A 12,632-nucleotide genomic window follows, 5' to 3' on the forward strand; every position below is an offset into this window, starting at 1 on the left:
AGCATGCGCAGCAGCCAGGTTCGGATCCCTCGGTTCATGCAGGCCACGGTTCCCCGCGGGGGTCCGCCCCACGCGCCGCCGGCCGCATGGTCCGCGTCACGTGCCGTTCCGGTGCAGGACGAGGGGATCACACGCGTCACGGCCGCCACCGGCGCGTCACTGGCGCTCGTCGGTCACTTCCGCCACAATGGCGGCATAACTACACATGGGTCACTTCCGACCGACCCGCTCCACGAGACCGCTGGGGAAGGCGTATCTCACGCTGGAGATGGAGGAGGTCACGGTGACCACACGCACTGCTGCTGCAACGAGAGGCGTCCTGTACGTCCACTCCGCGCCGTCCGCGCTGTGCCCGCACATCGAGTGGGCCGTGGGCGGCGTACTCGGCGTTGCCGTGAGCCTCGACTGGACGCCGCAGCCGGCCCAGGCGGGGACCTACCGTGCCGAGCTGTCCTGGACGGGCGGCGTCGGTGCGGCGGCCGCCATCGCCTCCGCGCTGCGCGGCTGGAACCACCTGCGCTTCGAGATCACCGAGGAGCCCACGGCCTCCTCGGAGGGTGCTCGCTACTCGTTCACGCCGGACCTCGGCGTCTTCCACGCCGTCACCGGCCTCCACGGCGACATCATGATCCCCGAGGACCGTCTCAAGGCCGCCGTGGTCAAGGCCGCGCTCGGCGACACGACGCTGCCGCTCGAGATCGACAAACTGCTCGGCAAGCCCTGGGACGACGAGCTCGAGACCTTCCGCCACGCCGGCGACGGCGCCCCGGTGCGCTGGCTGCACCAGGTGGTCTGAGGGTCGCCCCCCCCCGGCGGGGTCAGGCCAGCCGCATCCGGAACCAGCCCGGCTTCACCCAGCCGACGGTCTGGTCGTAGCCGTCGTACTGCGTGAGCTTGCCGCGGATTTTGAAGCGTCCGGGCTCGGTGTTCCACCGGCAGAAGCGGAAGGTGCTCGACCCGCGGCGCTTGTTGGTGGCGTTCTCGAACGCGTTGGACGCGATCACCTCGCCGCTGGGGTCGCGGAGGAAGGTCTCGAGGGACCAGTGCCGGGTCTCCGGCTTCACGCGGTACTGGTAGCGGTAGTCGTGGCAGCCGCGCTTCAGCACCTTGTCCTTGGCCCACAACCGGCCCAGGTCGCTGTTGCCGGCCGCGGCCGGGGCTGTGAGCCCCCCGAGGAGCAGGGCCGCGGTCGTGAGCACGGCCGCGGCCGTCCGAAGCAGCATCCGGAACATGGCGGAACCCCCTTGTCACGTCACAGGGGTCAACGGACGGGTGTGACGTGCGTTACGCCACACACGTCACCGTCGGGCCCGATCCGTGGCAGCGATCAGAGCGGGATGTTGCCGTGGCCGCCCCGGCGGACGCCCACGGTCTGCACGGCGTCGTCGATGGCCCGGGCGATGGCCGTCCGGGTGGCGGTCGGCTCGACGACCTCGTCGACCACGCCGATCTCGACAGCCTTGTCGACGCCGCCGGCGAGCTTCTCGTGCTCGGCGGCCAGCTCGGCCTCGACCTGGGGACGGATCTCGGGGGAGACCTCGGCCAGCTTGCGGCGGTGGAGGATCCGGATCGCGGCGACGGCCCCCATGACCGCCACCTCCGCGCCCGGCCAGGCGAAGACCCGGGTGGCGCCGAGGGAGCGGGCGTTCATGGCGATGTAGGCGCCGCCGTACGTCTTGCGGGTGACCAGCGTGACCCGGGGGACGACGCACTCGCCGAACGCGTGCAGCAGCTTGGCGCCGCGGCGCACCACGCCGTCCCACTCCTGGCCGACGCCCGGGAGGTAACCGGGGACGTCCACCACGACGATGAGCGGGACGCCGAAGGCGTCGCACATGCGCACGAACCGCGAGGCCTTCTCGGCCGACAGCGAGTCGAGGCAGCCACCGAGCCGCAGCGGGTTGTTGGCGACCACGCCGACGGTGCGCCCGCCGAAGCGCCCGAGCGCGGTGACGATGTTGGGTGCCCAGCGGGCGTGCAGCTCCTGGGCCGTGCCCTCGTCGAGGAGCGACTCGACCAGCGGGTGCACGTCGTAGGCGCGCTTCTTCGACTCCGGCAGCAGGTCGGCGAGGTCGCGGTCCTCGACCGTGGCCACGTCCAGGCTGCCCTGCGAGCCGAGCAGCGCGGCGACGCTGCGGGCGCGGTCGAGCGCCTCGCGCTCGGACTCGGTGAGGATGTGCACCACGCCGGAGCGACGGCCGTGGGGCTCGGGACCGCCGAGCCGCAGCATGTCGACGTCCTCGCCGGTGACGGAGCGGACGACGTCCGGGCCGGTCACGAAGATGCGGCCCTCCGGCCCGAGGATGACCACGTCGGTCAGCGCGGGGCCGTAGGCGGCGCCGCCGGCCGCGGGGCCGAGGACGACGGAGATCTGCGGGATCTTGCCGGACGCCTGGGTCATCACCTGGAAGATGCGGCCGACGGCGTGCAGCGAGAGCACTCCCTCGGCGAGCCGGGCGCCGCCGGAGTGCCAGAGCCCGATGATCGGGACCCCGTCCGTCATCGCCCGGTGGTAGGCGTCCACCACGACCCGGCAGCCCTGGTCGCCCATCGCGCCGCCCATGACGGTGGCGTCGGAGCAGAACGCGACGACGCGCGTGCCGTCGACGAGGCCGACCGCGGCGAGCATCCCCGAGTCGTCGTCAGGGGTGATGAGCTCGAGCGAGCCCTCGTCGAGCAGCGCCTTCAGCCGGGTGACCGGGTTGCGGGGGTCCTGCTCGCGCGGGAGCTTGGTCGGCCCCTTGGAAGCAGCAGGGGCGGCGGGGGCCGCGGTGGCGGGGGTCATCACGCGCTCCGGAAGGCCAGGGCGACGTTGTGGCCGCCGAACCCGAACGAGTTGTTGAGGGCGGCCACGTCGCCGGCAGGCAGGTCGCGCCGCTTGTCGGCGAGGTCGAGACCGACGTCCTCGGGGTCCTCGAGGTTGATGGTCGGCGGCACGGTCCGGTCGCGGATCGCGAGGATCGTGGCGACCGACTCGAGCGCGCCCGCCGCGCCGAGAAGGTGGCCGGTCATCGACTTGGTCGAGGTGACGACCACCCCGTCGGACGCGTCGCCGAGGGCGGCGCGGATCGCGCCCGCCTCCGCCACGTCGCCCTGCGGGGTCGAGGTCGCGTGGGCGTTGATGTGCCGGATGTCGGCGGCCTCGAGTCCCGCTTCGCGGAGCGCCATCCGCATGGCGCGGGTGGCGCCGAGCCCGGCCGGGTCGGGCTGGGCGATGTCGTGGGCGTCGGCGGTGATGCCGGCGCCGGCGGCCTCGGCGTACACCTTGGCACCGCGCGCCCTCGCGTGCTCCTCCGACTCCAGGACGACCACGGCCGCACCCTCGCCGAGCACGAACCCGTCACGACCCTTGTCCCACGGGCGGGAGGCCGCCTCCGGGTCGTCGTTGCGCTTCGACAGCGCCATCATCTGGCCGAACGCGGCCATGGGCAGCGCGTGGACCGCGGCCTCCGTGCCGCCGCAGACGACGACGTCCGCGCGGCCGAGGCGAATCAGGTCGATGCCGAGGGCGATCGCCTCGTTGCCGGAGGCGCAGGCCGACACCGGCGTGGACACCGGCCCCTTGGCGCCGATCGCCAGCCCGATGTGGGCGGCGGGGGAGTTGGGCATGAGCATCGGGATCGCCAGCGGCGAGACCCGGCGCGGCCCCTTCTCCTTGAGCGCGTCGTAGTTGCTGAGCAGGGTCTGCACCCCACCGATGCCCGAGGCCATCGCGACGGCGAGCCGCTCGGCCTCCACACCGCCGTCGGCGAGGCCGGCGTCTGCCCACGCCTCCTGCGCGGCGACCAGCGCCAGCTGGCCGGACCGGTCGAGGCGTCGGGCCTTGACCCGGTCGAGCACCTCGGTCGGGTCGACCGCGACCTCGGCCGCGATCCGGGCACCGAGGTCCTGGGCCCAGTCCTGGGTCAGGGCGGCGACGCCGGAGCGACCCTCGAGGAGGGCGGACCAGGTGGTCGGGACGTCGCCGCCGACGGGGGACGTGGCGCCCAGCCCGGTGACGAGGACTCGCGTGGCAGACATGGTGGTCACCTCTGTGTGGTGGGGATCGGTGGGGTGCAGCAGCCCGGGTCGGGCGTGCGCTCAGCCCTGTCGGTCAGTTCTGCGTTGTCAGTTCTGGGCGCGCTCGATGTAGGCGACGGCGTCACCCACGGTCTTGAGGTTCTTGACCTCGTCGTCGGGAATCGACACGCCGAACTTCTCCTCGGCGGCGACGACGACCTCGACCATGGACAGCGAGTCGACGTCGAGGTCGTCGACGAACGACTTGTCGAGCTGCACGTCGTCGGTGTCGACGCCCGCGACCTCGTTGACGATCTCGGCGAGGTCGGCGCGGATCTCTTCGGTGGTGGCCATCTGGCTTCCTTCTCTCGGTGGGTGTGTGGTGGTGCTGGTCTGGTGGTGGACGGGTGTCTGGTGGTGGACGGGTGCTGCCTGTGGTGGTGCAGGGGGTGGTGCGTCCGGGGGTACGCCGGGTCAGGGGACGGTGACGACCTGGGCGGCGTACGAGAGGCCGGCGCCGAAGGCGATCAGCAGGGCGAGGTCGCCGCTGCGCGCGTCGCCCTCCTCGACCATGCGGTCGAGGGCCAGCGGGATGGAGGCGGCGGAGGTGTTGCCCTGGTCGGCGATGTCGCGCGCGATACGCACCCGCTCGGGCAGCTTCATCGAGCGCGCCATTGCGTCGATGATCCGCATGTTCGCCTGATGGGGGATGAACAGGTCGAGCTCGTCGACGGTGACCCCGGCGAGGTCGAGGGCCTGCTGGCCGATCTTGGCCATCGCGAAGGAGGCCCAGCGGAAGACCGGGTTGCCCTGCATCACCAGGTGGGGCATGACACCGCTTCCGGGGACGGCGGGGGTGCCGACCACGTCGCGCCAGTCCTCCTTCTGGCGGATCAGGTCGAACTGCTCGCCGTCGGAGCCCCACACCACGGGCCCGACCCCCGGGGTGTCGCTCGGTCCCACCACGGCCGCGCCCGCGCCGTCGGCGAAGATGAACGCCGTCCCGCGGTCGTAGAGGTCGGTGATGTCGCTGAGCCGCTCGACGCCGATGACGAGCGCGTGACCCGCGCTCCCGGCGCGCACCATGTCGGAGGCCATGGCGATGCCGTGGCAGAACCCGGCGCAGGCGGCGGAGATGTCGAAGGCCGCAGCCTGGTTGGTGCCGAGCTCGTGGGCGATCGCGGTCGCGACCGCCGGCGTCTGCAGCATGTGGCTCACCGTGGCGACGATGACGCAGTCGATCTGCTCCGGCGAGATGCCGGCCCGCTCGATCGCGTCGCGGGAGGCGGCCACGCTCATCATCTGGATGGACTCGTCGGGCGCGGCCCACCGGCGGGTCTTGATGCCGGAGCGCTGCTGGATCCACTCGTCGCTGGAGTCGATGGCCTCGACGACCTCGGCGTTGGGGACCAGCCGGGACGGGCGGTAGGCGCCGACCCCGAGGATCCGGGTGTGGGCGGGGCCGGCGCTGGGCGTGATGGGCATCAGGAGACCACCTCCGGGTGGAGCCGGACCAGGGGCTGGCCCGGCGAGACCAGGTCGCCGTCCTCGACGAGCCACTCGACGACCTGCCCGCCGTGGTGGGCGACCACGCTGACCCGGTCGCGGAGACCGGCCACGTCGCCGATGGCCGAGCCGGCCGGGAGCCGGTCGGCGCCGGACGCCTCCTCGGCCACGTGGAAGGTGCCCTTGGCGGGGGAGACAACCATCCGCCACGTGGGCGTCGTGTCCATCTCCGCGAACTCGCCGTGCTTGTCGCAGAAGGCGCGGGCGTCGTCGAGCTGGTCGGGGGTCTTGAGGGCGAAGGTCTCCACGCCCTTCAGGGCGCGCTTCGCGATGCCGGTGAGGGTGCCCGCCGGCGGCATCTCGAGGATGCCGGTGACGCCGAGGTCGGCCATGGTGTCCATGCACAGGTCCCAGCGGACCGGGCTGGCGATCTGGCCGACGAGGCGGCGGAGCACCTCGCGGCCGTCGTGGACCACCTGGCCGTCCTTGTTGGAGATGACGCGGGTCCGCGGGTCGTGCGTCGACACCGATCGGGCCAGCGAGGCGAGGTGCCCGACAGCGGGGGCCATGTGCTCGGTGTGGAAGGCGCCGGCGACGCTGAGCGGGGTGAGCCGGGCCTCGGCCGGCGGGTCGGCCTTGAACGCCTCGAGCTGCTCGAGCGTCCCGGCGGCGACCACCTGGCCGGGGCCGTTGTCGTTGGCGGCGGTGAGCCCGTGGCGGGCGATCGCCGCGAGCACCTCGTCGCGGTCGCCGCCGAGCACGGCGGTCATGCCGGTGGGCGTGGCGGCCGCGGCGGCGGCCATCGCCTTGCCGCGCTCGCGCACGAGAACCATCGCCTGCTCCGCGGTGATCACCCGGGCGCCTGCGGCGGCCGTGAGCTCGCCGACGCTGTGGCCGGCGACGGCGCTGACCTTGCCGAACGCGTCGGTCGGGTGCGGGAAGATCCCGAGCGCCGCGACGAGGCCGGTCGCCACCAGCAGCGGCTGGGCGACCTGGGTGTCGCGGATGGTCTCGGCGTCGGCCTCGGTGCCGTAGTGGACCAGGTCGAGGCCGGCCACGGTGGACAGCCACTCGAAGCGCGCGGCGAAGGCGCTGTCCTCCAGCCAGGGCTGCAGGAATCCGGGAGTCTGGGCCCCTTGTCCGGGGGCGACGATGACGAGCACGAGTCCACTCTGACGGGTGGACGGGGTCCGGTTCGCCTCCGGCGCGCACGAATCTGGACGGTGAGTCCTTGTAGGGTTCCTACAAAGAGCTGGGTTCGGCGCGGCCGCTCTGCCGGCCGAGCACGAGCGCGATCTCGAGCGTGAACGCGTGCCGCGCGTCCGACGGGGACCACCCGGTGAGCTCGCTGACCTGCTTGAGCCGGTAGCGGACCGTGTTGGCGTGCACGAACAGCGCGCGCGCCGTCGCCTCGATCGAGGCGCCGTGGTGGAAGTAGGCGGTGAGGGTCTCGATCAGGGTCCCGCGGGCCGCGAGCAGCGGCAGGTAGACGTCGTCGACCAGGTGGCGCCGCGCGTGGCCGTCGCCCGCCAGCGCGCGCTCCGGGAGCAGCTCGTCGCTGCGGACCGGGCGGGGGGCGCCCGGCCAGCCGGGCGAGGCGCGGTGGGCGGCGAGGGCTGCCCGGGCGGAGACGTGCGCGTGACCGAGGTCGTCGGTCACCGGCCCGACCACCACCGTGCCCTCGCCGAAGACGTCGAGCACCGCCTCGGCCGCGGCCCGTGAGTCGGTCACGCCGCCCAGGACCACCACCAGCCGATCGCCCTGGGTGGCGCACAGCGCGTCCATGCCCGCGGCGCGGGCGAGCCGGCGTACCTCCTCGAAGAGGTCGGTCTCGGTACGCCGCTCGGGGACGGTCCCGAGCACCACGGCCACCTCGCCGCGCTCCGCCCAGCCGAGCGCGCTGGCGCGCGACAGCACGGCCTCGTCGGTCTCCGACCTCAGCACCGAGTCGACCACGAGGGCCTCGAGCCGGGCGTCCCAGGCGCCGCGGACCTCCGCGGCGCGTGCGTAGACCTCGGCCGTGGCGAAGGCGACCTCGCGCGCGTAGCGCAGCACGGACGCGTGGACGTCGGGAGCGTCGGCCGGGTCGAGGATGTCGTCGACGTTGCTCTCGACCACCTCGATGGACAACCGGACGAGGTCGACCGTCTGCTGCAGGTTGATGACGCCCGCCAGTGCCCGCGGCGCGGCGCCGAAGACGGACGAGGCGAGGGTGGTGGCGTCGGGGACCGGGTCGGCGCTGTGGCGGTACCAGTCGACGAAGCCGCGGATGCCGGCCTGCACGATCATGCCGACCCACGACCGGTCCTCGGCACTGAGCTCGCGGAACCACGGGAGGTCGGTCTCCATCCGTGCCGTGGCGTTGGTGCTCAGCTGGCCGGTCGCGCGCTGCAGCGCCGCCACCGCGCGGGTGCGGGAGCGCGAGCGAGCAGGAACGGACACGTATAGACAGTAGTGCTGGAACCGGCACCACGGGGTACATGACCCGCCAACCGCGGCACCGCAGGGATCGTCGCGACGGCAAAGGTCACGAAACCCCAACGAAATAAGGGTTTGCACGACCGGAACCGTGGTTTCGTCTGATTGAATCGAGGGCATACCCCACGTGACGCACGGGGGTAGCAACCAGGAGGGACCCGTGTCCGCAACGCGCCACGACGTCGAGTACGTCACGATCCACGGCCACCGTCGCGCGTTCGTGCGGGCCGGCAAGGGTCCGGTGCTCCTGCTGCTCCACGGCCTCGGCTGCGACCACACCACCTGGGAGCCGGTCATCGACTCCCTGGCCCGTCGCTACACGGTGATCGCCCCGGACCTGCTGGGTCACGGGCTCTCGGACAAGCCGCGCGCCGACTACAGCGTCGGTGGCTACGCCAACGGCATGCGCGACCTGCTCACGGTGCTCGGCATCGACAAGGTGACCGTCGTGGGCCACAGCTTCGGCGGCGGCGTCGCGATGCAGTTCGCCTACCAGTTCCCCGAGCGCACCGAGCGGATGGTCCTCGTCGCTCCCGGCGGGCTCGGCCCCGAGGTGACGCCGGCGATCCGCGCGATCACCACGCCGGGCTTCCACCAGGCGATGAGCGTGCTCACGCTCCCCGGGGTCCGCCACGCCGGGATGGCCGGCATGCGCGCGCTGTCGAAGATCCAGTGGTCCCCGACGCGCGACCTCGACGAGGTCGCCGACATCTACGACTCCTTCGCCGACCCCCGGGCCCGCCACGCCATCCGGCACGTCGTCAAGGCCGTCGTCGACTGGCGCGGCCAGATCGTCACGATGGCCGACCGTGCCTACCTCACCGACGCGATGCCGATGTGCGTGGTCTGGGGTCGCGACGACCAGGTCATCCCGGTCAAGCACGCCAGCAACGCCGCGCTCATGGCGCCGAAGGCGCGCGTCGAGGTGATTCCCAACGCCGGGCACTTCCCCCACAAGGACCACCCGCACCGGTTCGCCCGGATCGTCCACGAGTTCATCCGCTCGACCCAGCCCGCGACCTACTCGCGGTCCCGCTGGCGCTCCCTGCTCAAGGCGGGCGAGGCACCGGCCGTGACCGAGGCCCCGACGGCCACGGTCACCTCGATCACCAGCGCCTGAAACGCCGAGCTGCCACCAGTTCCCCGCGAGGGGGACAACTGGTGGCAGCTCGCCGTCGTGCTCAGGGCAACTGGTGGCAGCTCGGCCTCAGGCGTCGCCGCCCTCCTGCTTGCGGCCGGCGACGGCGGTCGGGTCGTCGATCCGGTAGCGGTCGAACGCCTCGACGACCTTGCTCCGGTCGACCTGGCCCGCGTCGGCGAGGGCCTGCAGCGCCTGCACGACGACCGACTCGGCGTCGACGTGGAAGTAGCGGCGGGCGGCCGGGCGGGTGTCGGCGAAGCCGAAGCCGTCCGCGCCGAGGACGCGGTAGTCGCCCGGCACCCAGCGCGCGATCTGCAGCGGGACGGCGCGCATGTAGTCGGACACGGCCACGAACGGGCCCTGCGCACCGGACAGCTTCTCGGTGACGTAGGGGGTGCGGGACTCGGCCCCGGGGTTGAGGAGGTTCCACTTCTCGACCTCGGCGCCGTCGCGGGCGAGCTCGTTCCACGAGGTGACCGACCAGGTGTCGGCCTGGACGCCCCACTCCTCGCGGAGGATACGGGCGGCCTCCTCGGCCCACGGGAACCCGACGCCCGACGCCATCAGCTGGACGCGGGGGCCGTCGCCCTCGGCGCTCGAGACGTGGTGGATGCCGCGCAGGATGCCCTCGACGTCGACGCCCTCGGGCTCCTTCGGCTGCACGACCGGCTCGTTGTAGACAGTGAGGTAGAAGATGACGTCCTCGCCGTTGCCCTCGGGCCCGCCGGTGCCGTACATCCGCTCCAGGCCCGACTGCATGATGTGGCTGACCTCGTAGGCGAACGCAGGGTCGTAGTGGACGACCGCCGGGTTCGTCGCCGCGATCAGCGGGGAGTGGCCGTCGGCGTGCTGCAGGCCCTCGCCGGTCAGCGTGGTCCGGCCGGCGGTCGCGCCGATGAGGAAGCCCCGCGCCAGCTGGTCGGCCATCGCCCAGATCGAGTCGCCGACCCGCTGGAAGCCGAACATCGAGTAGAAGATGTAGAACGGGATCATGTGCTCGCCGTGCGTGGAGTACGCCGAGCCCGCGGCGGTGGCGGAGGCCAGTGCGCCGGCCTCGGAGATGCCCTCGTGGAGCATCTGGCCCTGCTCCGACTCCTTGTAGGAGAGCAACAACTTCCGGTCGACCGACTCGTAGCGCTGGCCGCCCGGGTTGTAGACCTTCGCGCTCGGGAACATCGAGTCCATGCCGAAGGTGCGGTACTCGTCCGGAGCGATCGGGACGATGCGCTTGCCGATCTCCGGGTCCTTCATCCAGTCCTTGAGGAGCCGGACGACCGCCATCGTGGAGGCGATGGCGTTCTTGCCGGAGCCCTGCTTGAGCTCGGAGTAGACCTCGTCGCCGGGGAGCTTGAGGTTCTCCGCGCGGACGACGCGGCGCGGCAGCGACCCGCCGAGGGCCTTGCGACGCTCGAGCATGTACTGGATCTCGGGGGAGTCCGGGCCGGGGTGGAAGAACGGCGCCGCCCCGGTCTCCTCGTAGGACCGCTCGAGGTCGCGGTCGGAGATCGGCAGGTAGAGCCGGTCCCGGAACTTCTTGAGGTCGTCCGGGGTCAGCTTCTTCATCTGGTGGGTGGCGTTCTTGCCCTCGAGGGCGTCGATCGTCCAGCCCTTGATGGTCTTGGCCAGGATCACCGTCGGCTGGCCGACGTGCTTGGTGGCCGCGTCGAAGGCGGCGAACACCTTGCGGTAGTCGTGGCCGCCGCGCGGCAGCTTCACGATCTGGTCGTCGGTCATGTGCTCGACCATCGAGCGCAGGCGCGGGTCGACCCCGAAGAAGTGGTCGCGGATGTAGTCGCCGCTCTCGGTGGAGTAGGTCTGGAACTGCCCGTCAGGCGTGGTGTTCATCCGGTTGACGAGGACGCCGTCGACGTCGCGGGCGAGGAGGTCGTCCCACTCGCGGCCCCACACGACCTTGATGACGTTCCAGCCGGCGCCGCGGAAGTTGGACTCGAGCTCCTGGATGATCTTGCCGTTGCCGGTGACCGGGCCGTCGAGCTGCTGCAGGTTGCAGTTGACGACCCAGACCAGGTTGTCGAGCTCCTCGCGGGCGGCGATCCGGATCGCACCCAGCGACTCGGGCTCGGCCATCTCGCCGTCGCCGAGGAACGCCCAGACGCGCTGCTCGCTGGTGTCCTTGATGCCGCGGTTCTGGAGGTAGCGGTTGAAGCGGGCCTGGTAGATGGAGTTGATGCCGGTGAGGCCCATCGACACCGTCGGGAACTCCCAGAAGTCCGGCATCAGCCGGGGGTGGGGGTACGACGGCAGGCCCTTGCCCGGACCGTGCTGCACCTCCTGGCGGAAGTGGTAGAGCTGCTGCTCCTCGAGCCGGCCCTCGAGGAAGGCGCGGGCGTAGATGCCGGGGGAGCCGTGGCCCTGGATGTAGATCTGGTCGCCGCCGCCCGGGTGGTCCTTGCCGCGGAAGAAGTGGTTGAAGCCGACCTCGTACAGGCTCGCCGCGGACTGGTACGTCGCGATGTGGCCGCCGACCTCGAGGCCCTTGCGGTTGGCGCTGGACACCATCACCGCGGCGTTCCAGCGGATGAAGGCGCGGATCCGGCGCTCGACCTCCTCGTCGCCGGGGAACCACGGCTCGCGCTCGGGCGGGATGGTGTTGATGTAGTCGGTGCTGCGCAGGGCCGGCACGCCGACGTTCGCCTGCCGCGCGCGCTCGAGGAGGCGCAGCATGACGTAGCGGGCTCGCTCGCGACCGCGCTCCTCGACCATGCCGTCGAACGAGGCCAGCCAGTCCTGGGTCTCGTCCGGGTCGATGTCCGGGAGCTGGGTCGGCAGGCCCTCGTGGATGACCGAGGGAGTGCTGCCGCTGCGGGACTGGGAACTCGATGCTGCGTCGCTCACGCCGAACATCCTTCCACGCACCCGGAGCGGGCGAAATTTACCCGCGGGTAGCCTGACCAGCGGTCCCACGGACCGCGACACGAGGGCGACGACTGGTGGACAGGGTTGCGCCGCTGCGGTATCTCCGCTGGACTACTGCCCACCTGACCGCCCGGCCGGGGCGGTGGAAGAACGTTGGAGGAGTGGCGTGGGTTCGACCGCGGGAAGCGGTTCCGTGCAGAGTGCCGGACAGGACGACGGGCCTGCTGCCCGGCTGGGGTTCAAGGCCGGCATGGTGGTCCAGGAGCTGGGCTGGGACTCCGACACCGACGACGACCTGCGGGTCGCGATCGAGGACGCCATCGACGCCGACATGGTGGACGGCGACTACGGCAACGTGGTCGACGCCGTGCTGCTGTGGTGGCGTGCCGAGGACGGTGACCTCGTCGACGGCCTCGTGGACGCGCTGACCGATCTCGTGGGTGGGGGCGCCATCTGGCTGCTCACCCCGAAGGTCGGCCGCCCCAACGCCGTCGACGCCACCGACATCGCCGAGGCGGCCCCGATCGCCGGCCTCGCGCAGACGACCACCGCGGCGGTGAGCAAGGACTGGTCGGCCACCCGCCTGGTCACTCCCAAGACCCCCGCCTGACGCCCACAGACACGGAGGTCC

General features: G+C 71.9%; 11 protein-coding genes. 3 read left to right on the forward strand and 8 right to left on the reverse strand.

Translation table 11 applies throughout. The features are described 5' to 3' along the window. Nucleotides 1–268: 268 nt before the first annotated feature. Nucleotides 269–796, forward strand: coding sequence for a DUF3145 domain-containing protein (locus tag ACFP2E_RS09305; protein ID WP_378523440.1), 528 nt, complete (start codon nt 269–271; stop codon nt 794–796). Nucleotides 797–818: 22 nt separating this feature from the next. Here the strand turns inward: ACFP2E_RS09305 and ACFP2E_RS09310 are convergent, their stop codons facing one another. The 7 genes from ACFP2E_RS09310 to ACFP2E_RS09340 all read right to left on the reverse strand — a co-directional run bounded on the left by ACFP2E_RS09310 (nt 819) and on the right by ACFP2E_RS09340 (nt 7,947). Next, complete coding sequence (locus tag ACFP2E_RS09310; protein WP_378539320.1) at nt 819–1,232, reverse strand: hypothetical protein; 414 nt, start codon at nt 1,230–1,232, stop codon at nt 819–821. 95 nt (nt 1,233–1,327) lie between these two features. Next, nucleotides 1,328–2,785: an acyl-CoA carboxylase subunit beta gene (locus ACFP2E_RS09315; protein ID WP_378523354.1), complete on the reverse strand. Its 1,458-nt coding sequence runs from the start codon at nt 2,783–2,785 to the stop codon at nt 1,328–1,330. Next, nucleotides 2,785–4,020, reverse strand: a complete 1,236-nt coding sequence (gene fabF, locus ACFP2E_RS09320) for a beta-ketoacyl-ACP synthase II (protein WP_378523355.1) — start codon at nt 4,018–4,020, stop codon at nt 2,785–2,787. The genes ACFP2E_RS09315 and fabF overlap by 1 nt, the downstream gene beginning before the upstream one ends. An 87-nt stretch (nt 4,021–4,107) precedes the next feature. Then, nucleotides 4,108–4,353 (reverse strand): acyl carrier protein, encoded by a 246-nt coding sequence (locus ACFP2E_RS09325; protein WP_378523356.1) that lies wholly within the window; start codon nt 4,351–4,353, stop codon nt 4,108–4,110. 120 nt (nt 4,354–4,473) lie between these two features. After that, a complete protein-coding gene (locus ACFP2E_RS09330) occupies nt 4,474–5,484 on the reverse strand; it encodes a beta-ketoacyl-ACP synthase III (RefSeq protein ID WP_378523357.1) in 1,011 nt (336 codons plus the stop codon). Beyond that, nucleotides 5,484–6,668: an acyltransferase domain-containing protein gene (locus ACFP2E_RS09335; RefSeq protein ID WP_378523358.1), complete on the reverse strand. Its 1,185-nt coding sequence runs from the start codon at nt 6,666–6,668 to the stop codon at nt 5,484–5,486. Before ACFP2E_RS09335 ends, ACFP2E_RS09330 begins: the two co-directional genes overlap by 1 nt. A gap of 79 nt (nt 6,669–6,747) precedes the next feature. Beyond that, nucleotides 6,748–7,947, reverse strand: a complete 1,200-nt coding sequence (locus ACFP2E_RS09340; RefSeq protein ID WP_378523359.1) for a PucR family transcriptional regulator — start codon at nt 7,945–7,947, stop codon at nt 6,748–6,750. Nucleotides 7,948–8,143: 196 nt separating this feature from the next. Between ACFP2E_RS09340 and ACFP2E_RS09345 the strand changes: the two genes are divergently transcribed. Beyond that, nucleotides 8,144–9,103 (forward strand): alpha/beta fold hydrolase, encoded by a 960-nt coding sequence (locus ACFP2E_RS09345; RefSeq protein WP_378523360.1) that lies wholly within the window; start codon nt 8,144–8,146, stop codon nt 9,101–9,103. 87 nt (nt 9,104–9,190) lie between these two features. Here ACFP2E_RS09345 and aceE read toward each other — a convergent pair whose 3' ends face one another. Next, the gene (gene aceE, locus ACFP2E_RS09350) at nt 9,191–11,980 is read right to left on the reverse strand and encodes a pyruvate dehydrogenase (acetyl-transferring), homodimeric type (protein ID WP_378523361.1); all 2,790 of its coding nucleotides are present in this window, start codon (nt 11,978–11,980) and stop codon (nt 9,191–9,193) included. Between the two features lie 214 nt (nt 11,981–12,194). Between aceE and ACFP2E_RS09355 the strand changes: the two genes are divergently transcribed. After that, the gene (locus ACFP2E_RS09355) at nt 12,195–12,611 is read left to right on the forward strand and encodes a DUF3052 domain-containing protein (RefSeq protein WP_378523362.1); all 417 of its coding nucleotides are present in this window, start codon (nt 12,195–12,197) and stop codon (nt 12,609–12,611) included. Nucleotides 12,612–12,632 lie beyond the last annotated feature (21 nt).

Origin of the sequence: Nocardioides sp. GCM10027114 (assembly GCF_042659625.1) — a bacterium.
Lineage (GTDB): Bacteria > Actinomycetota > Actinomycetes > Propionibacteriales > Nocardioidaceae > Nocardioides.